Here is a 20,099-nt window from a genome sequence, read left to right as displayed (position 1 = left end):
TAGAGTATATCGTTTGCCGGCGACGACGATCGTTGCGTGCGCGCATGGCCCGCATTCGTGCTCGAATGGGCGCAAGGGTGCTTAAGGTCGACTTAATCGCCCACGCTTGTTGTGTGTGGCGGGCGCCGCCTCGGGCATAATGGAGCGCGAGAGGAGCACGCATGAACGAGCGCATACTGGTAGTTGATGACGAGAAGGCCATCGCCGACCTGGTTGGTATCTACCTTACAAAAGAGGGCTTTGACGTCCAGATCGCCTACAGCGGGGCCGATGCGGCCAAGGCAATTCTGGAACAAAAGTTTGACCTGGCACTGCTCGATGTCATGCTGCCCGACATCGATGGCTTTGAGCTGCTGCGTACCATCCGTGTCAGCCATACCTATCCCGTAATTATGTTGACGGCACGCGATGCCCAGCAGGATAAGATCGAAGGCCTTTCGCTTGGCGCGGACGATTACGTGGTCAAGCCGTTCCGCCCGCTGGAGCTCATCGCGCGCGTTCATGCTCAGTTGCGTCGCTATACCAGCTACGGCAGCCGCGCGCAGGCGACCGAGTTGCCGACCCTCCAGCTCGACGGCCTCGAGATCAACCGTGACGCTCGCTCCGTGACGGTGGACGGTGCGCCGGTGCGCCTCACGCCCATCGAGTATTCCATCTTGCTGTATCTGGCCGAGCATCGCGGCAGCGTAGTGCCCGTGGAGGACCTGTTCCGCGCGGTGTGGAACGAGGACTTTATGCCCGGCTCCAACAATACGGTGATGGTGCACATTCGCCATCTGCGCGAAAAGATTGGCGACGATGCCCAGAAGCCGCGCTTTATCAAAAACGTCTGGGGCGTCGGCTACATAATCGAATAACGCCTTTGATGGTGGGGGAGTAGATATGACAAAAGACGATAGGCGGGCATTCGAGGTGCCCGATCGACTCTTTGAATACGTAAGGGCGGTCGTTGACAACCGTGCGTTAGCGACGGTGCTGCTCTTTTTGCTGAGTCTGCTGCTCATCGGCATTGACAATATCGTTGGCATCCTGGCAGTTCTACTCATTGGCATTTTGCTGATTGATCGATTCGAAATCGTTCGCCGCTGTGTGGTGATCGGCGGCGCCGCGTGGACAATTACGTTGGCGATCGGGTCCATGGCGCTTGGCGGTATTGGCGAGCCCGTATTCTTTGACGCCGGCTTTGTGTTCAACATGCTTGGATTTGTGCTGGCGCTTGCCGTGTGCGTCCTGTTCTTCTGCGGACGCGCCCTGTACTACCAGGGTTACGAGCAGGGCGAGCTGCACGCAGACCGCGTGATTGCCGCCCGCATTCAGGACCGTCTGATCGATAACCCCGACACATGGGACAACATTGACGGCGACTTCCTCGAGGCCGAGGGTGCGCTCAACCGGGCGCGCGATTGCGAGCGTAGGGTTCAACAAGCCCTGCGTGACGAATCCCACCGCAAAGATGACCTGGTGACGTACCTGGCGCACGACCTGCGCACGCCGCTCGCCAGCGTGGTGGGCTACCTTTCGCTCTTGCAGGAGGCCCCCGATTTGCCGCTTGAGCAGCGCGCGCGTTTTACGGGCGTGGCAATCGACAAGGCCCACCGGCTCGATGCGCTCATCGAGGAGTTCTTCGACATCACGCGTTTTGATTTCCACGATATCGTGCTCACCCGCAGCTACGTCGATTTGGGGCTCTTACTGGCACAGGTGGCCGACGAGTTCTATCCCATTCTCAACGAACAGCATAAAGAAGCCCAGGTTGATATCTGCGAGGATCTGACGGTGCTCGTGGACGGCGACAAGATGGCTCGCGTATTCAACAACATCATGAAAAACGCTGTTGCCTATAGCTATGAAGGCTCGATGATCACGATTGAGGCCAGACGTTTGGGTAACGGCGGCGTGCGCGTACGATTTATAAACCAAGGCGATCCGATCCCTGAGCCAAAGCTCAAGGTGATCTTTGAGAAGTTCTATCGCCTGGATGCGGCGCGTGCGACCAATCGCGGCGGCGCTGGGCTGGGTCTCGCCATCGCCAAGGAGATTGTATGCGCGCATGGCGGTACCATCGCGTGCGAATCGACGCCCGAGCATACCGTTTTTACCATCGAGCTGCCCGCCGCGTAGCGTAGGAGCCCTTACAAACACTTGACAATGCGATCACGTGCGTATGAGCCGCGATTCCTACTATCGATACTGCTGGATTGATATCGATATGGAGGTATGCGGTATGACGGCTGCTGCGGCTGTGGAGCCCACGGAGCTTGAAGAACTCATGGAAGCGCGAGCCGAGGCTGCGCACGAGCGCGAAGTCGGAGACGCGACGCGCCCCACGGCGCAGGACCTTGCCGCCTCGCCGACGCGCATCGACGTCGAGGGCCTCGATTTGTTCTATGGCGACCACCGCGCACTCAAGGACGTGTCCATCAAGATCCGCGACAAGCAGATCACCTCGTTTATCGGTCCTTCGGGCTGCGGCAAGTCGACGCTGCTACGTTGTTTTAACCGCATGAACGACGGCATCAAGGACTGTCGCATCGAGGGCAAGATCGCGCTCGATGGCCAGGATATCCTGGGCGACTACGACATCTGCCGTCTGCGCCAGCGCGTGGGCATGGTGTTCCAGCGCCCTAACCCGTTTCCCATGAGTATTTACGACAACGTCGCGTACGGCCCCCGTGGCATGGGCGTGCGCGATCGCGCCGTGCTGGATGAGCTGGTCGAGGATTCTCTTCGTCGAGCCGCTCTGTGGGATGAGGTCAAGGACAAGCTCAAGGAGTCGGGGCTGGGCCTTTCGGGCGGACAGCAGCAGCGCCTGTGCATCGCCCGTGCGCTTGCCGTGCAACCCGACATCTTGCTGATGGACGAGCCCACGAGCGCCCTCGATCCCGTGTCGACGCTGGTGGTGGAGCAGCTTGCCTGCGAGCTCAAGGAGACCTGCACGTTGGTGGTCGTTACGCACAATATGCAGCAGGCGGCGCGCATCTCCGACTCGGTCGCGTTTTTCTTGCTGGGCGAGCTGGTGGAGCACGCGCCCACCGCTCAGCTCTTCAAAAATCCGACCGATCCGCGCACAGCGGATTATTTGACGGGACGTTTTGGCTGATACCATCTCGTAAAGGTACCTTTAGGGTTAAGATGCGGTCATGCCGGCCGCAAAGGGGTTCAACATGATCTATTACGTCGAGGACGATGACAACATCAGGGATTTGACGGTCTATGCGCTGCGCAAGCAGGGGATCGAGGCCGAGGGCTTTTCGTGCGATGGCGAGTTTAAAGCTGCCGTGGCGCGACGGGTGCCCGATGCTGTCCTGCTCGACATCATGCTGCCCGATACCGATGGCCTGGCAATTATGCGTCGCCTGCGTGCCGACCGCCTGACGGCGACGGTGCCCATCATGATGCTTACCGCCAAGGACACCGAGCTCGACAAGGTGATGGCGCTCGATGGCGGTGCCGACGATTACCTGACTAAGCCGTTTTCGCTCATGGAGCTTGCGAGCCGTTGCCGCGCACTGCTGCGTCGCGGCGGCATGGTCAAGCAGGCGAGCGATGTGCTCAGTGTGGGCGACATCGTGCTCTCGCCCAGCCATCGCGAGGTGACCGTTGCCGGCGAGCCGCTTAAGCTCACCCTGCGCGAGTTCGACCTGCTCGAGTACCTCATGCGCAAGCCTGGCGTGGTCTTTACCCGCGAGTCGTTGCTGCAGAGCGTGTGGGGCTGGGACTTCGACGGCGGTTCGCGCACCGTTGACGTGCACGTGCAGACGCTTCGCCAAAAACTGGGCGAGCATGCCAGCGCCATCGAGACCGTGCGCGGCGTGGGCTACCGCTTGGCCGAGCCTTCTGCCGGTGATGGTGCCGAAGGTGACGACACCGCGGCCACCGCATCGGAGGAGTAACCCGTGGTCTTCGCCCCCCAGGGAAAACAAACGCTGTCGCACCGCGTTTTTGTGACGATCTTTGTCTGCGCCATGGCGGTTATCGTGGCGTTTACGGTGCTGGGTGCGTTTTTTTTGCAAAACACCTTGGCGGATGCCACGAGTGCCAATCTAGCGCAGGAAACCGAGCTCATTGCTGCCGCCCTCGACGAGCAGCAGGAGCCCATCCCGTTCTTGCGTAGCCTCGATCGCGAGGACTTGCGCATCACGCTGATTAACAAGGATGGATCGGTTGCCTACGACAACGAGGCATCGCCTTCCACACTGCCCAACCATGGCGATCGCCCCGAGGTCATCGAGGCCTTTGAGAGTGGTTTGGGTTCCGCGGAGCGCGCAAGCTCTACGCTCGACGAGATTATGCTGTATCGCGCCGTCGCCCTTGATAACGGCCAGGTTGTCCGCTTGGCGCAGGCCCAGCCTGGCGTTGCGGCGATTTTGCTGTCGATGGTGGCGCCGATGCTGCTTATCGCAGCAGCGGGTGCGGTACTCTCGTTTTTCATGGCGCGCCGCGAGTCCCGTGCCATCATCGCGCCGTTGCAAGAGGTGGATTTGGACCACCCGCGCCGTAGCTATGAGCACGCCTATGCCGAGATGGTCCCCATGCTTGAGCGTATCGAGTCGCAGCGCCAGGAACTCAAGCGCCAAATGGCGGTGCTAGCGGACAACGACCGTATGCGCCGCGAATTCACGGCGAATATCACCCATGAGCTCAAGACGCCGCTTACGGCGATTTCGGGCTATGCCGAGCTCATCGCAAACGGCATGGTCGAGGGCGAGGACGACCTGCGCAACTTTGGCGGTCGCATCTATCGTGAGGCGGGCCGCTTGGCAGCGCTTGTCAACGACATCCTTACGCTGTCTAACTTGGACGAGGCCGAGCGTGCAACTGAGGGCGAGGCGGTGCCCATTGGGTCCACGGAGCCTATTGAGCTCTCGCGTGCCATCTACGCGGTTGAGCAGCGTCTTGAACAGGTCGCCCGTCAGGCGAATGTGACGATAAGTCATGAGACCAAGCCCGTGGTCGTCGAAGGCGTGTCGCGCTTGATTGACGAGCTCATCTATAATCTGGCAAGCAACGCCATCCGCTACAATCGACCCGGCGGTACGGTTACGCTGCAGTGCGGCACCAACGACGAAGGCCATCCGTTCCTCGCGGTCGTCGACACGGGAATCGGTATCGCGCCTGAAGAACAGGGCAAGGTATTTGAGCGGTTCTATCGCGTGGACAAGAGTAGGTCCAAGGCACGCGGCGGAACCGGTCTGGGGCTTGCCATTGTCAAGCATGCGGCCCTGTATCATCACGCCACGCTCGATCTGTCGAGCGCGTTGGGCGTGGGAACCACCATTACGGTGACGTTTCCCATACAGCAGGACGAGCCATTCGCATAGCGATACAACATAGATATTGATGTAGACGCCGCATTTGACTTTCGGGTGCGGCGTTGTTGTGCAATTTTACGATTGCTTCCGACATTTTTACAGGAGAGCCTGTTTCTTATGTATAGAGTTTGGTCTCGGTAAAAAGATGCGATAACATACGGACAGTTTTGTCAATCCGAACTGGGGAAATGAAAGGCAAGCTGCATGACCCTTCTCGAACTGTTCCAGCTGCTCAAAAAGCACCTTCAGCTGGTCATCGCCCTTCCGGTGGTCTGCGCGATCGCCATGGGCATCGTGTCCTTCGCCGCGATGGACAACACCTACACCGCGACGACGAGCATGTACATTCTCGCCAAGACCGACGATAGCGGTCAGATGAGCTACAACGATCTCTCGGCGAGCCAGATGCTTTCCAACGATATCGCCACGCTGCTGGATAGCGATAGCGTTAAGAGCGGCGCAGCCAATGAACTGGGCCTCACCGATCTGGATGACTACAAGGTGTCTGTTTCCTCCGAGACCACCACGCGTGTCATTACGCTTTCGGTTACCGGCACCGATGCCAAGGAGACGGCTAAGGTCGCAAAGGCCATGGCCAGCTCGGTGAGTACGGTCGCTCAGAACGTCGGCGCTGCCCAGAGCATCAACGTTATCGACGAGGCTAAGACCCCCGAAGCCCCCAGTGGCCCCAAGCGCGCGCTGTATATTGCCGTCGCGTTCCTCGCCGGTATCTTTATCGCAGTTGCCTATGTCGTTTTGGCAGACATGCTCAACACCCGCATCCGCGGTGCCGAAGAGGCAGAAGAGCTCCTGGGCATTCCCGTTGTTGGCCGAATTCCGGCTATGAAAGGTGGTAAATAGGCATGGCTAAGGCAAAGAACACCGATAAGCTCGTTGTACAGAATGCCGCCAAGACCCTTCTGGCCAACATCCGCTTTGCGAGCGTGGACGACCCCATTCGCACCATCACCGTTACCTCCTCGATTCCCAACGAGGGCAAGTCTACGGTTTCCATCAACCTTGCCCAGGCTATCGCCACCAGCGGCAAGAGCGTCCTGCTGGTCGAGGCCGATATGCGCCGCAGGTCCCTTGCCGATATGCTCGGCGTCCGCTCCCGCGGCGGACTCTATGCAGTCCTTTCCGAGCAGGTTTCTATTGACCAGGCGATTGTCGAGACGGGTCAGAAGAACTTCTACTTCCTCGATGCCGAGCCGCATATTCCCAATCCTGCCGACATCATCGTCTCTCACCGCTTTGCCAAGCTGGTAAAGGCACTGTCCTCCAAGTTCCAGTACGTCATCTTTGATGCTCCCCCGGTCGGCACCTTCATCGATGCTGCCGAGATCGCAAGTCTGACCGACGGTGCGCTTTTTGTCGTGCGTGAGGATTTCACCAAGCGCGAGGAGGCGCTCAACGCCATCGGTCAGCTTAAGAAGTCCGAGAAGGTCAAGCTCATCGGTACCGTTATGAACTACTGCGAGACCGAGACCAGCGAGTACTACTACTCCTACTACACCAAGGACGGTAAGAAGGTGAAGAAGGGCTCCGACGATCAGGGGACTTCCAAAAAGGGCATCTTCACCAACCGAGCAAACGTTTAGTTGATTAAGGCTGACCTATGCGTGACATTCATTGCCATATCTTGCCGGGTGTAGACGACGGCGCCGCCGATCTCGATGAGAGCTTGGCGATGCTCGAGGCTGCCAAGCGGGTCGGTGTAACCAGAATCGTTTGCACTCCTCACTGCCGTGATCCCTATTTTGATTACGACAAGATGTGGGATGCCTTTGAGCTGCTGCGTGATAACGCTGACGGTTTTCCGCTCCAGATGGGCTTCGAGGTCAACCATCGAAAGCTCGTTGAGCTTGGTATCGATGCCGCGGAGCACTTGCATTTCGATGGAACCAACGAGTTTCTGCTCGAGCTTTCGACGCATGCCGATGCGTATGCGTTTAGAGAGTACGAGAACACGATTTACGATTTGCAGTGCCGTGGCTACCAGGTGATCATCGCTCATCCTGAGCGCTATCGTGCGGTTCAAAAGGATGTAAGCGTGGCGGAGCGCCTGGTCGATATGGGCTGCAAGCTGCAGGCTTCGGCGGACTTTATTGCCGGCGGTCGCTTTGGTCGCGAGAAAAAGCCGGCACAGCGCCTGTTCGATCAGAACCTGTACAGCTTCATCGCGAGCGATGCCCATAACGTGGGTCATTACGATTGCCTGGCGAAGGCTCGCGCGAAGTTTAGCGTGCGCGGAGCTCATTTTCGCTAAAATCTGTCCCTAACGTTCGTGCTGAATGAAGGGGGCTGTCATGGATATCCAACTTAAGACGGGATGCTTTGAGGACGCGGCGCTGGTGCGCCGCGTCGTTTTTATGGACGAGCAGGGCTACGAGAATGAGTTCGACGCTATCGACGAGGATCCGAACTGCATTCATGTGACGCTCTATGTAGACGGCGAGCTTGCCGGTTGCTCGCGCGTGTTTCCCGAAGAGCTTGAGCGCGCGACTGACGCAGAGGCTCCGGTGTCGCCGACGTGCGACTTGGACGAAGGCGCCGCGGCGGGGGAGACCTACATTATGGGGCGCGTGGCCGTGCTGCCGGCTATGCGTCGTCGTGGACTGGCGAGTGCGATCGTTGAGGCCAGTGGTGCGTGTGCACGCGATGCCGGCGCTAAGCTTATTAAGCTGCATGCGCAGGAATACGTGCTGCCGCTCTATGCCAAGGCGGGCTACACGCAAATTGCCCCGGTAGACTACGAAGACGAGGGCCAGCCCCATGCCTGGATGGCCAAGCGCGTAGATGGCAGATAGGGACGTTCCTTTTCTGCCGGCAGTTGGGGACGCTCCTTGGCAATTGGCGCATCGGAGCGCTTAGACATACAGTTTTTCGATTCCGTATGTATATATGCGCGCTAATGGGTTATAAAATCTAAGTCTGAACATAGCAGGTCTGCGATGCGGCTCGGGCGACCGGGCCGTTTTTGCGGACGGGGGTAGCGCGAAAGGACTGCACATGCGTCAATTTAAGACCGAGAGCAAAAAACTGCTCGACCTCATGATCAACTCCATCTACACCAATAAGGAAATCTTCCTGCGCGAGCTTATCTCTAACGCGAGCGACGCCGTTGACAAGCTCAACTTTAAGAGCCTGCAGGATCCGAGCGTCAAGCTCGACCAGGGCGACTTGGCCATTCGCGTCTCCTTTGATAAAGATGCCCGCACCATTACCATCTCGGATAACGGCATTGGCATGACCGCCGAGGAGCTCGAGCGCAATCTGGGCACCATCGCCCATTCCGGCTCCGAGGAGTTTAAGACCGAGAACGCCGAGCAGCAGGGTTCGGATGTCGATATCATCGGTCAGTTTGGCGTGGGCTTCTACTCTGCCTTTATGGTTGCCAGCCATGTGAAGGTGGTCAGCCGCGCCTATGGCGAGGACACCGCTCACGTGTGGGAGTCTGATGGTCTTGAGGGTTACACCATCGAAGACGGCGAGCGCGCCGAGCACGGTACCGATGTCGTCCTGACGCTGCGCGAGAACGAGAAGCTCGACGCCGACGGCGAGGCCGAGACCTACGATCGCTTCCTGACCGAGTGGGGCCTCAAGAGCCTGATTCAGCAGTACAGCAACTATGTGCGTTACCCGATCCAGATGATGGTGTCCAAGAGCCGCCAGAAGCCCAAGCCCGAGGATGCTGGCGACGATTATAAGCCCGAGTACGAGGACTACCAGGAGCTCGAGACCGTCAACTCCATGACGCCGATCTGGAAAAAGCGCAGCTCCGACGTTGAGCAGAAGGATTACAACGAGTTCTACAAGTCCACGTTCCACGACTTTGACGATCCGGCACGCACTATCAGCTTCCATGCCGAGGGTACGCTCGAGTACGACGCCCTGCTGTTTGTGCCGGGCCGCGCCCCGTTCGATCTGTACAGCAAGGACTACGAGAAGGGCCTGGCGCTCTACAGCTCCAACGTGCTGATTATGGAGAAGTGCGACGACCTGCTGCCCGACTACTACAACTTTGTCCGTGGCGTTGTGGATTCTGCCGACGTGTCGCTCAACATCTCGCGTGAGACACTGCAGCAGAACCGTCAACTCAAGGCCATCGCCAAGCGTGTCGAGAAGAAGATCACCGCCGACCTTGAGGATATGCGCGACAACGACCGCGAGGCCTACGAGAAGTTCTTCGAAAACTTTGGCCGCGGTCTTAAGTACGGCATCTACTCGAGCTATGGCATGAAGGCCGATGAGCTCGCCGACCTGTTGCTGTTCTGGTCTGCCAAGGAACAGAAGATGATTACCCTGGCCGAGTATGCCAAGGGCATGCCCGAGGATCAGAAGGCCATCTACTACGCCGCCGGCGACTCGCGTGAGCGCTTGGCCAAGATGCCCGTGGTAAAGGGCGTACTCGACCGCGGCTATGACGTGCTGCTGCTGACGCAGGACGTAGATGAGTTCACGTTCCAGGCTATGCGTGAGTACGTTGCCGTCGATATGCCCAAGATCTACGAGGACGACGCTGCCCGCGAGGCTGCCGAGAAGGCCGTTGCCGACGGTGCCGAGCCCGAGGTCGAAGATCGTCACCTGGAGCTCAAGAATGTCGCTACCGGCGATCTTGACCTGGCGACCGAGGACGAGAAGAAGGAGGCCGAGGACGCCACTAAGGAGAACGAGGACCTCTTTAGCGCCATGAAGGAGGCACTCGGTGACAAGGTCGAGAAGGTCGCCGTCTCTGCGCGCCTGACCGATGCTCCCGCGTGCATCACCACCGAGGGTCCGCTTTCGCTCGAGATGGAGAAGGTGCTTCAGAAGGGTCCCGAGGGTGCGCCCGACGGTATGCCCAAGAGCCAGCGTGTGCTCGAGCTCAACGCCAAGCACCCGGTCTTTGCCAAGCTCGTCGCTGCTCAGAAGGCGGGCGACGCCGACAAGATCAAGCAGTACTCCGGCCTGCTCTATGACCAGGCCCTGCTCGTCGAGGGTATTTTGCCCGAGGACCCCGTGGCCTTCGCCGCAGCTGTCTGCGAGCTTATGTAACTTAAGTTACGCCGTTCTACCGAACGGCGTAACGGCTCGACGCTGCCCTCAGGTCCGCCGTTCTAACGAACGGCGGACCGGTCGACGCTGCGCGGGCACCAGAGCGACAACTTGTCATTCAAAGAGGACGGCATGACCAGAAGGTCTATGCCGTCCTCTTTTCATGCCAATTTGTTCGCTCTGGTGCCCGCTCGCTGGCATTGCCAAAACATCGACGTTACCGTGGTCCAAACTAGTCATTGGGGACGTCCTTGTTTGACTGGTCGTTTAAGAACGTCCCCAATGACTAGTTTAAGAACGTTCCTAACGACTAATCGGATTGCTAATTTGTGCGGGTTGTGGTTTTGTGACCTGCTGAAATTTAAGATACTGTACAACTGTACGTTAACTCATCTTCGTAGTATATTGCTACCCGCAAAACTCGATACCATTGTGCCCTGAGACGCTAAAGCGCCTTCGTACAATGGTTATCGATAGTACGATTCGATTCAACGACAGGATGGATGGTCCAAGCGTGAGTCTCGGCAGCAAACTATCCGATGCAAAGGTCTCCTTTGCGATATTTAAGCGCGACATCAAGCGATTGATCGTGAACCCCGTCGCCCTGGTGGTTACCCTCGGCGTGTGCGTTATTCCCTCGCTGTATGCCTGGTACAACATCGTTGCCAACTGGGATCCGTACGGAAACACCCAGGGTATCAAGATTGCCATCGCCAACAACGATCAGGGCACCCAAAACGACTTGGTGGGCGAGCTTAACGCGGGCGATAAGGTCGTCGATCAGCTCAAGGAGAACGATCGGCTGGGCTGGACCTTCGTCGATTCGGCGGCCGATGCCAAAGAGGGCGTCGAGAGCGGTGAGTACTATGCGGCCATCGTAATCCCCAAGAACTTCTCGGATAACCTGGTTTCGATGCTCGACGGCAACTACCATCAGCCCAAGCTTACGTACTACGTCAATGAGAAGAAGAGCGCTATTGCGCCCAAGGTTACCGACACCGGTGCAAGCACCATCGAGGAGCAGATCAACTCGGAATTTGTCTCCACGGCGGGCGAGACCGTTGCCGGTATCGCCAAGGATGCCGGAGTCGATTTAAAGGACAAGGCAACCCAGACCCAGGATTCGCTGGCAAGTTCGGTGTCCGAAGCATCCGATACCTTGGGCGAGGTGCGCGACTCTATCATCGATATGAACGCCGCCATCGACAAGACGAGCGGCTCGATCGCATCGGCCGATGCCGCGTTGGCGGGCTTGCAGGGTCAGGTGCCCTCTCTAACACAGGCAATTGCTCAGGGCAACGACCTGCTGGGCGAGGCTCGCGCCACGGCGGGTAATTCCATCACCTCGCTCTCCAAGGCGCTCTCGGAGGGCAGCGCCGCGTTGAGCAAGACGTCGGCGTCCGCGAACACCGCAGTCGGAAAGATGACGGGTGCCTTGAAGTCCACAACCACTCGAATCAATAACTCGCTCGATTCGCTTCAGGCGACGATCGACCATAACAATATTCTTATCGACCATCTGCAGAAGCTGGCCGACAGCGCGCCGACGGGCTCGGAAGAAGTTAATGCGCTGATCGCGTCTGCGATTGATATGCTTCGAGGGCAAAATGAGAGCCTTCAGGCCGTCAAGAAAAATCTCTCCGCTCAGTCAAACGATATTGAGAATGACGCTACGGCTGTTTCGGTCGCCAGCGATGCTATCAACATTGCGATCAAAACCGGTACGACCAACATGAATCAGGCTCAGACGGATCTGGGGCAGAACGCGCTGCCGAAGGCTTCGAGCGCTCTGGACTCCTTCGCCGCCGTTTCGGGCGACCTGACCGGCATCGTATCGGGTCTTACGCCCACGATTGCGAGCGCGCGTGGCACGCTGGCCCAACTCGATGCGACGCTCGGTCAGGCCAAGACCACGCTGTCCCAGACCGATGCCTCGCTTGCCAAGGTCCAGGACAGGCTCGCAACCGCTGCCAACGACATCGCGGCCCTGCAGACTTCCGAGTCCATGGGCGAGCTGGCTGATCTGATGGGCGTCGATGTCAATGACGTCGCAGATTTTATGGCATCTCCGGTCGAGCTGACCTCAAAGTCAATTTATCCGGTCAAGAGCTTCGGCTCGGGCATTGCTCCTTTCTACACCAATCTGGCACTGTGGGTGGGCGGCTATGTGCTCATCGCCATCTACAAGCTCGAGGTCGACCGCGAAGGCATCGGCAGCTTTACCGCGCGTCAGGGCTACTTTGGTCGCTGGTTGCTCCTGGTGATCCTGGGCGCGTTCCAGGCCATCATCGTTACGGTGGGCGATCTGGTCATTGGCGTTCAGTGCGTCAATCCGCTGCTCTTTGTGCTGGGCGGCATCGCTATCTCGTTCACCTACGTCAACATCATCTATGCGCTGTCCACTACCTTTAAGCATATCGGCAAAGCCATTGGCGTCATCCTCGTCATTGTGCAGATCCCCGGCTCGTCGGGCATGTATCCCATCGAGATGATGCCCGGCTTCTTCCAGTGGCTGCACCCGCTGCTGCCCTTTACCTACGGCATCAATCTGCTGCGCGAGACCGTCGGCGGCATGTATTCGTTCAACTACCTGTTTAACCTGTGCATTCTGGGCGTGTTCTTGATCGTGGCGCTCTTTATCGGTCTGCAGCTGCGCCCGTTGCTGCTCAACCTCAATCTGCTCTTTGATAAGCAGCTTTCCACGACGGGCCTCATGATCTGCGAGTCCAACGACCTGCCGCGCCAGCGCTATTCGCTGCGCACGGCCATGCGCGTCATGCTCGATTCGGATTCGTACCGTCGCGAGCTGCTCGATCATGCCGTGGCGTTTGAGCATCGCTACCCGTACTACATCAAGGGCGGTTTTGCCGCCGTGGTAGGCGTGCAGGTCCTGCTCTTTGTGCTTTCGACGGTGCTCGATATCGACAATAACGGCAAGATCATCCTGCTCGTTATCTGGATCATTTCGGTTATCGCCATCTGTGGCTGGCTCATCAACATCGAGTACATCCGCGCGAGCCTCAATACCCAGATGCGTATCTCGGCGCTTTCGGACGAGGACCTGCGCCGCGAGATGCGCGAGCACACGGCTGCCATCCCCGCCGCCCGTCGCATGTTTGGTCTCAACGCCAGCGAGCGGGGCACCAAGGACAGCGAACAGCCCACGAGCCGTCTGCCGCATATCGGTGCGCATCGTAAGGCTCAAGATGCCGACGGCGTTGACAACGTAAACGGAAACGACGGGGACACCACCCCGCTTGGCAAGCACTCTAAAGGAGGTGAGGCATAAATGAAAAACATCCTGCACCTGTTTAAGCGCGATGTCCAAAACGTGTCTCGCTCCGTGATCGGCATGGTCGTCGTGATGGGCCTCATTATCGTGCCGTGCCTGTACGCGTGGTTTAACATCGCCGGCAGCTGGGATCCCTACGGCAATACCGGCAACCTTAAGATTGCCGTGGTCAATACCGATGAGGGCTACGAGAGCGATCTGATCCCCGTCGAGGTCAACGTGGGCGAAAACGTAACCGCCACCCTGCGCGGCAACGAGAACTTCGACTGGGTTGTCCTCAACGACCGCGATAAGGCGATCGAGGGCGTTAAGTCGGGCGCGTACTACGCTGCCGTCGTTATCCCTAAAACGTTTAGCGCCGACATGATGACGCTTTTCTCGACCGAGGTGAAGCATGCCGATATCGAGTTTTACGAGAACCAGAAGGCCAACGCCATTGCCCAGATTGTGACCGAGAAGGGCTCGAGCGCCGTCCAGAGCCAAGTCAATGAGACCTTTACCAAGACCATCACGACCATCGGCCTTAAGACGGTGTCCAGCCTGCTCGATTACATGAGCACCGATCAGGTCAGCAACTTTATCGCCAATCTTTCCTCTACGCTGGGCGATTCGGTCGAGGACCTGCAGGATGTTCAGGCGAGTGCGACGTCACTCGCGGGCATTTTGAGCTCTACGTCCGATTCACTGACATCGGCGGGCGGCATGCTCAAGCAGACGGGCACTGTTGATGAGTCGACGAAGCAGCTGATGGAGCACGCAAAGAACGGTGTGAGCGATTCCGAGGAAGCGCTCAAGGCAGCCAACGACGCCATCAACACCGCGATCGACGGAAGCGCGGGCTCATTCGACAACGTGTCTACCGAGCTTGCGAAGGCGTTTGACGCCGCGAAACAGCATGTCGACGTTACGGTGACCCAGCTCAACAAAGCCGCGTCGGCACTCGAATCGCGTGCCAACGATATCGATGACGTGGCTAACCAGCTTCGCAGTTTTGCCGAGCAGGTGAGTGACGAAAAGCTCCAGGACAGTCTTAAGTCTGTGGCGACATCGCTGGGCAGGATCGCGACGGAGTATGACAACAACGCCAAGGAGCTGACGGGCATCGCAACGTCTCTCTCGGACAGCATGGCAAAGGTTAACGATGTCCGCACCGAAACCGACCAGGCGATCGCCGACGCCAAGGCGGGTGTCTCGGGTGCCAAGATCGATTACGACTCCACATTCTCGGTCAAGGCAAAGGAGCTCAAGAAGACCATCTCGGGCGTTTTGGATTCGCTGAACGGTATTTCGAGCAATCTGGATAGTGCCGTGAGCGGCCTCACCGATGCATCCGGCTCGTTGGCGCAGGGCCTCTCCAAGGCTGCCAAGCTGGTCAACAAAGCTTCCGATCAGCTAGGTGAAGCGTCCGATAAGATCAGCGCCTTTAAGGACGAGCTCGATGGCGCCCTGATGTCGGACGACCTTGCCACGATCAAGACGATGATTGGCAACGATCCCGAGGGTTTGGCTGTGTCGCTTTCAGGCCCCGTCGCGCTCGACCGCAAGCCGGTCTATCCGATCCGAAATTACGGTTCGGCCATGGCGCCGTTCTATACGATCCTGTCGCTGTGGGTGGGCTCGATCGTGCTGGCAGCCATGATGAAGGTGTCGGTTGACGATGAACTCATCAACGAGCTGATCCCCGTGCGCCTGCACGAGATCTACCTGGGTCGTTACCTGTTCTTTGGCGGTCTGGCCCTGCTGCAGGCAACGCTCGTGTGCGCGGGCGACATTCTGTTCTTTGGCATCCAGTGCGACAATCCACTGCAGTTTGTGCTGGCGGGCTGGGTCGCGAGTCTCGTGTTCTCCAATATCGTCTACACGCTTACGGTTTCGTTTGGAGATATCGGTAAGGCTCTCGCCGTCGTGCTGTTGGTCATGCAGGTCGGTGGTTCGGGCGGCACATTCCCCATCGAGATGACCGGTCCCGTGTTCCAGGCGATCTATCCGTTCCTGCCGTTTACTCACGGCATCAACGCCATGCATGCCGCCATGGCCGGTGCCTACCATATGGAGTACTGGATTGAGCTAGGCATTCTGGCGAGCTATCTGATTCCGTCGCTGGCACTGGGCGTCGTCTTCCGCCGCCCGGTCATCAAAGCCAACGACTGGATCATCGAAAAGCTGGAATCAACAAAGCTTATCTAGTACAGCAACGTTAACGCCGATGCAGCGCTAATGCCAGCGAGCGAGCCGCATTCACGCCAAGGTGACGTGAAATGAAAGGGCGCTGACCTTCTGGTCGCGCCCTTGAAATTGAACGTCAGATTGGCGTGAATGCGGCTCGCGCAGCGTCGGCCGGTCCGCCGTTCGGTAGAACGGCGGAACAAAACGCTTTAGTGGGCTGGATTGCGATGCGGCACTGGTTGTTGCTACAGTAGCGGGGCGTACCGGGGGTCCGGTGCGCCCTGTTTTTATTTGACCATGAGGCGGCACGCGGCTATGTGCGTGCGGACACCACGCCCAGACTGAGCGCGAGGATGCCCTATGGCCCAGAATGCCGTTGATGAAATCGAAAACATGCCCGATAGCCCTGTCGCACGGGAGGACCTGGGCGCCGGCGGCACCTCCCGTGGCGCCGGAGCGCGTTCTCCGTTCTTCTGGAAGGCCTTGCTGTTTTCGGTGGCGGTCATCTGGGGCTATTCCTTTACCACCATGAAAGATGCGCTCGATACCGTTCCGGTGTTCGAGCTGGTCTACGTTCGCTTTCTCCCGGCATCACTGGTTATGTTTGCCATTTTCCACAAACGAATCATCGCGCACTTTAATGCTCGCAACCTTATCGTCGGGCTTGGTATGGGCGCACTTATGTGGGGCGCGTACGGTTTGCAGACGATTGGCCTGGCACAGACCACGGCGGGCAAGAGTGCATTTTTGACGGGTACCTATTGCATCCTCGTGCCGTTTGCGAGCTATGTCCTGGGCGGAGAAAAGCTTACCCGTTACAACTTGGGCGCCGCATTGCTGTGCCTGGCGGGCATTGGCCTGGTGGCACTCGATAGCGTCGAGTTCAATGCCGGAGATGTCATCACGTTGGGCGGCGCGGTCTTCTTTGCTATCCAGATGGCGGTGACCGCCAAGTATGGCCGCAAGATGGATATCAACGTCATCACGTTTTGGATGTTTGTGGGCAATGGCGTTTTGAGCTTAATCACGTCGCTACTATTCGAGACTCAGGCGCCTCTGTCCGTGTGGACGCCGAGCTTTATCGGCGTGGTGGCCTTTCTCTCGGTGGGTTGTACGTGCGTGGCCCTGCTCGTCCAAAACGTCGGTCTGGCGCATGTCCCCGCCTCGACGGGCTCGCTGCTTCTTTCGATGGAGTCCCCCTCGGGCGTGCTGTTCTCGGTGCTGCTGATGGGGGAGGCGCTCACCTCGCGCCTGCTTGCCGGCTTTGCGCTCATCTTTTTGTCGATTATCTTGAGCGAGACGCATTTCGATTTCTTGCGCCGAAAATCTCGCCCGCAATTGTAAACAACTTGTTGCGCCGCCCTTCCAGGGCGGCATTTTTTGTGTCATGCCCTTACAGTTGTGCCTTGCACTTTATGCTGTCAAAGTGCGTGCTGCAAAAACGTTACTGGAGGGCATCTATGGCACCAGCTCTGTCCGATCTTCAACCGCAATCAGCTCCTCAGGCTACCACAGCGGCGCAGACCGCTATCGACGATGGCCTGGTCAAAGAAGCCCAGGCATTTGCCGGTGAGCTTGCCGCATGGCGCCACGATCTCCATCAGATGCCCGAGCTCGGTAACAATCTTCCGCAGACGTCTGCCTATATCCAGGCACGTCTGGACGAGATGGATATTCCCTATACCACGCTTGTCGACGGCTCCTGTGTTGTTGGCCTGATCGGTGCCGGTGCGGCCGCGGCTGCTCAGGGCAATGGTGCGTGCACGGATGAGCAGTCCGGTACGGTTATCATGCTTCGCGGCGACATGGATGCCCTGCCCGTTGCCGAGGAATCGGGCGAGCCTTTCGCTTCCACCAACGGCTGCATGCACGCTTGTGGCCACGATATGCACGCGACGGCGCTGCTTGGTGCGGCGCGCCTGCTCAAGGCCCGCGAGGCAGAGCTTGTTGATGCCAACGCCACGGTTAAGTTGCTGTTCCAGCCGGGCGAGGAGACCTTTGAGGGCGCCCGCGCTGCCATCGCCGATGGCCTGCTGCAGAACCCGCGTCCCCAGGCCGCCTTTGCCATGCACGTTAACAGCCAGTCGCCGCTTGGCCTGGTGCTCTATGGCAGCCCTGCACTTTCGGGTGTATACGGTTTTCGCATCACGCTCCAGGGCAAGGGTGGTCACGGCTCGAGCCCCGAGATTTGCATCGACCCCATCACGGCGGGCGTGCATGTGCACCTGGCGCTCCAGGAGCTTATCTCCCGCGAGGTGCCGGCGGCCAAGGAGGTCGCACTTACCGTGGGTAAGTTCGCCGGCGGTCAGGCTGCCAACGTCATCCCAGATACCTGCGTGCTGGAAGGCACGCTGCGCGGCTTCGACGTTGAGCTCATGGAGCACCTCAAGACCCGCATCGCGGAGGTCGTCAAAGGTGTTGCTACGACCTATCGTACGCCGGCGACTATCGAGACACTCTCGGATGTTCCCCCGCTCGTACTCGACAGCGATATGACTCAGGCGTCGCTTGGTTACGTGGGCGCAGTGCTGCCCAAGGCGGCTTTCTTGCCGCTTTTCCATGCCATGGCGAGTGAGGACTTCGCGCTTATCTCGAGCGAGATCCCAAGTGCGTACTTTACGGTGGGCGCGGCCGTAACCGACACGGACGAGCATTTTGCCCAGCATCATCCCAAGGCGCGCTTTAACGATGCCGAGCTTCCCCTCGGCGCCGCGGCTTATGCCGCCGTCGCTCTCGGATACATTGCGGACCACAAGGAGTAATCCATGTCTCCGCAACGTAAATTCTTCCCCGGCTGGCTCGTGGTGGCCTCCGGCTTTGTGATCATGGCCACGTGCTACACTATTTTCGTCAACTGCATGAGCCTGTTCCAGCCGCTCATCGTCAGCGACCTCGGGATTACGCTTGCCCAGTACAACGTCTCCAACGCTATCTCCACCGTGGTGAGCGTCGTGGGTTCGCTCGTTATCGGCCATGTTGCCGATAAGGTGAGTGGCCGCGTATTGGGCTCGCTCACCGTTATCGCTACCTCGGCGGTGCTCGCGGGTATGAGCTTTGTCGGTGAGCTGTGGCAGGTCTACGTGCTCTTTGCCGTCTCGGGCTGCTTTGCCGTCGCCTCGACCCGTCTGCTCATCAGCCTAGTGACCGCCAACTGGTTTACCGCCAAACGTGGCCTTGCCATTTCCATCGCACTTTCGGGTTCGGGCTTTGGCGGAGCCATTCTGTCTCCCATCGTGAGCTCGCTTATCGTGAGCGTTGGCTGGCGCTCTGCGTTCCTGGTGCTCGCTGCCGTCTGCATGGTGGCGGCGCTGCCCATCACGGCCTATTCCTTCCGCACCAAGCCTTCCGAGATCGGCCTTAAGCCGCTCGGCGAGAACCCGGGCGATCCGTCCGTCTCGACGGCTGGCGACAAGGACGAGCACACGGCCCCCGAGGTTAGCGTCGGCTGGTCTCGTATCAAGAAGAGCCCGGCATTTTGGCTGCTCGTCGTTGCCTTCCTCTTTATGGGCCTGGTCAACGGCGCCATCCTGCCCAACCAGGTCACCAACATGACGAGCGTTACCGTCAACGGCGCCAAGATTGTCACGGGCGGCCACGATCCCATGTGGGCAGGTACTGTGCTTTCGGCATATATGGTTACCGTCGTTATCGCCAAGATTTCGCTCGGCGCGATCTATGACCGCTTTGGCCTGCGCTTCGGCAATATCCTTGGCTCCGTTGCGTGCATTATCGCCTGCGTGGCGCTGTGCTTCCCGACGACGGACCTCGGTCCTATTGTCGCCGCGGTGAGCTTTGGTATCGGAACGTGTATGGGCACCATCACGCCTACCATCGCCGCGTCCAAGCAGTTTGGCATGGCCGACCTCGGCAAGGTCACGGGCACCATTACCTCGCTCGAGATGGTCGGCGGCACCGTAGGCGCTATCGTCTCGGGCGTGCTGTTCGATGCCACGGGCTCCTTTGCGAACACCTGGATCGTGTGCCTGGTGTGTTCTGTGGTCATGCTCGTATTCCTGCTGGCCTCGGAGCCTATCGCCGCCAAGCTGCGCGCAAGCGTGGCGGGGGAGTAGACGTCCGTCGTTCTTTTCTGTTCGCCCCGTTCTGCCCGTGGCTGCCTTGGAAGCCGAATGGAAGCTCGTACCATCATTCGCTTTCCAAGGCGGCTACGGGCCTACGAAATGGTCCCTTTTCCTCCGTCCCCAACAGATCACGTGACCCGAAGGGGACGGAGGAAAAGGGATCACAATCAGCGACGGCGCGTCTGGCCGAACGAGTCCCCATACCCTCGTTCG

The 20,099-nt window shown here is 58.7% G+C and carries 15 protein-coding genes; all 15 read left to right on the top strand.

Annotated elements, in window-relative coordinates; all coding sequences use genetic code 11:
* Nucleotides 1-161 precede the first annotated feature (161 nt).
* The 15 genes from DW732_RS00075 to DW732_RS00005 all read left to right on the top strand — a co-directional run bounded on the left by DW732_RS00075 (nt 162) and on the right by DW732_RS00005 (nt 19,877).
* The gene (locus DW732_RS00075; protein ID WP_117734694.1) at nt 162-857 is read left to right on the top strand and encodes a response regulator transcription factor; all 696 of its coding nucleotides are present in this window, start codon (nt 162-164) and stop codon (nt 855-857) included.
* Between the two features lie 25 nt (nt 858-882).
* Nucleotides 883-2,121, top strand: coding sequence for a sensor histidine kinase KdpD (locus DW732_RS00070; protein ID WP_117763579.1), 1,239 nt, complete (start codon nt 883-885; stop codon nt 2,119-2,121).
* A gap of 103 nt (nt 2,122-2,224) precedes the next feature.
* The gene (pstB, locus tag DW732_RS00065; RefSeq protein ID WP_117734741.1) at nt 2,225-3,100 is read left to right on the top strand and encodes a phosphate ABC transporter ATP-binding protein PstB; all 876 of its coding nucleotides are present in this window, start codon (nt 2,225-2,227) and stop codon (nt 3,098-3,100) included.
* Nucleotides 3,101-3,164: 64 nt separating this feature from the next.
* Nucleotides 3,165-3,893 (top strand): response regulator transcription factor, encoded by a 729-nt coding sequence (locus tag DW732_RS00060; protein WP_089572665.1) that lies wholly within the window; start codon nt 3,165-3,167, stop codon nt 3,891-3,893.
* A gap of 3 nt (nt 3,894-3,896) precedes the next feature.
* Entirely contained in the window at nt 3,897-5,321 is a 1,425-nt protein-coding gene (locus tag DW732_RS00055) for a cell wall metabolism sensor histidine kinase WalK (protein ID WP_117763580.1), read from the top strand.
* 195 nt (nt 5,322-5,516) lie between these two features.
* Complete coding sequence (locus tag DW732_RS00050; RefSeq protein WP_117763581.1) at nt 5,517-6,173, top strand: YveK family protein; 657 nt, start codon at nt 5,517-5,519, stop codon at nt 6,171-6,173.
* A gap of 2 nt (nt 6,174-6,175) precedes the next feature.
* Nucleotides 6,176-6,913, top strand: a complete 738-nt coding sequence (locus DW732_RS00045) for a CpsD/CapB family tyrosine-protein kinase (protein WP_117763582.1) — start codon at nt 6,176-6,178, stop codon at nt 6,911-6,913.
* Between the two features lie 17 nt (nt 6,914-6,930).
* Entirely contained in the window at nt 6,931-7,581 is a 651-nt protein-coding gene (locus DW732_RS00040) for a tyrosine-protein phosphatase (protein WP_117716627.1), read from the top strand.
* A 40-nt stretch (nt 7,582-7,621) separates the two neighbouring features.
* Entirely contained in the window at nt 7,622-8,122 is a 501-nt protein-coding gene (locus DW732_RS00035; protein WP_117794000.1) for a GNAT family N-acetyltransferase, read from the top strand.
* A gap of 202 nt (nt 8,123-8,324) precedes the next feature.
* A complete protein-coding gene (gene htpG, locus DW732_RS00030) occupies nt 8,325-10,349 on the top strand; it encodes a molecular chaperone HtpG (protein ID WP_118098031.1) in 2,025 nt (674 codons plus the stop codon).
* 499 nt (nt 10,350-10,848) lie between these two features.
* Nucleotides 10,849-13,638, top strand: a complete 2,790-nt coding sequence (locus DW732_RS00025) for a YhgE/Pip domain-containing protein (RefSeq protein WP_233539305.1) — start codon at nt 10,849-10,851, stop codon at nt 13,636-13,638.
* Nucleotides 13,639-15,828, top strand: a complete 2,190-nt coding sequence (locus tag DW732_RS00020; protein WP_118098027.1) for a YhgE/Pip domain-containing protein — start codon at nt 13,639-13,641, stop codon at nt 15,826-15,828.
* 339 nt (nt 15,829-16,167) lie between these two features.
* The gene (locus DW732_RS00015) at nt 16,168-17,151 is read left to right on the top strand and encodes a DMT family transporter (RefSeq protein ID WP_117734685.1); all 984 of its coding nucleotides are present in this window, start codon (nt 16,168-16,170) and stop codon (nt 17,149-17,151) included.
* A gap of 116 nt (nt 17,152-17,267) precedes the next feature.
* Nucleotides 17,268-18,569: a M20 family metallopeptidase gene (locus tag DW732_RS00010; protein WP_118098025.1), complete on the top strand. Its 1,302-nt coding sequence runs from the start codon at nt 17,268-17,270 to the stop codon at nt 18,567-18,569.
* 3 nt (nt 18,570-18,572) lie between these two features.
* Nucleotides 18,573-19,877, top strand: a complete 1,305-nt coding sequence (locus tag DW732_RS00005) for an MFS transporter (protein WP_118098023.1) — start codon at nt 18,573-18,575, stop codon at nt 19,875-19,877.
* The last annotated feature ends 222 nt before the right edge of the window (nt 19,878-20,099 follow it).

The organism is Collinsella sp. AM28-11LB (assembly GCF_003469895.1).
Lineage (GTDB): Bacteria > Actinomycetota > Coriobacteriia > Coriobacteriales > Coriobacteriaceae > Collinsella.
The sequence above is the reverse complement of the archived record's forward strand: the minus strand, read 5'-3'. Positions and strand labels throughout refer to the sequence as shown.

Coding starts and splice junctions, on each gene's coding strand:
- DW732_RS00075 (WP_117734694.1), top strand. CDS start 162: ATGAACGAGCGCATACTGGTAGTTGATGACGAGAAGGCCATCGCCGAC.
- DW732_RS00070 (WP_117763579.1), top strand. CDS start 883: ATGACAAAAGACGATAGGCGGGCATTCGAGGTGCCCGATCGACTCTTT.
- pstB (WP_117734741.1), top strand. CDS start 2,225: ATGACGGCTGCTGCGGCTGTGGAGCCCACGGAGCTTGAAGAACTCATG.
- DW732_RS00060 (WP_089572665.1), top strand. CDS start 3,165: ATGATCTATTACGTCGAGGACGATGACAACATCAGGGATTTGACGGTC.
- DW732_RS00050 (WP_117763581.1), top strand. CDS start 5,517: ATGACCCTTCTCGAACTGTTCCAGCTGCTCAAAAAGCACCTTCAGCTG.
- DW732_RS00045 (WP_117763582.1), top strand. CDS start 6,176: ATGGCTAAGGCAAAGAACACCGATAAGCTCGTTGTACAGAATGCCGCC.
- DW732_RS00040 (WP_117716627.1), top strand. CDS start 6,931: ATGCGTGACATTCATTGCCATATCTTGCCGGGTGTAGACGACGGCGCC.
- DW732_RS00035 (WP_117794000.1), top strand. CDS start 7,622: ATGGATATCCAACTTAAGACGGGATGCTTTGAGGACGCGGCGCTGGTG.
- htpG (WP_118098031.1), top strand. CDS start 8,325: ATGCGTCAATTTAAGACCGAGAGCAAAAAACTGCTCGACCTCATGATC.
- DW732_RS00025 (WP_233539305.1), top strand. CDS start 10,849: ATGGATGGTCCAAGCGTGAGTCTCGGCAGCAAACTATCCGATGCAAAG.
- DW732_RS00020 (WP_118098027.1), top strand. CDS start 13,639: ATGAAAAACATCCTGCACCTGTTTAAGCGCGATGTCCAAAACGTGTCT.
- DW732_RS00015 (WP_117734685.1), top strand. CDS start 16,168: ATGGCCCAGAATGCCGTTGATGAAATCGAAAACATGCCCGATAGCCCT.
- DW732_RS00010 (WP_118098025.1), top strand. CDS start 17,268: ATGGCACCAGCTCTGTCCGATCTTCAACCGCAATCAGCTCCTCAGGCT.
- DW732_RS00005 (WP_118098023.1), top strand. CDS start 18,573: ATGTCTCCGCAACGTAAATTCTTCCCCGGCTGGCTCGTGGTGGCCTCC.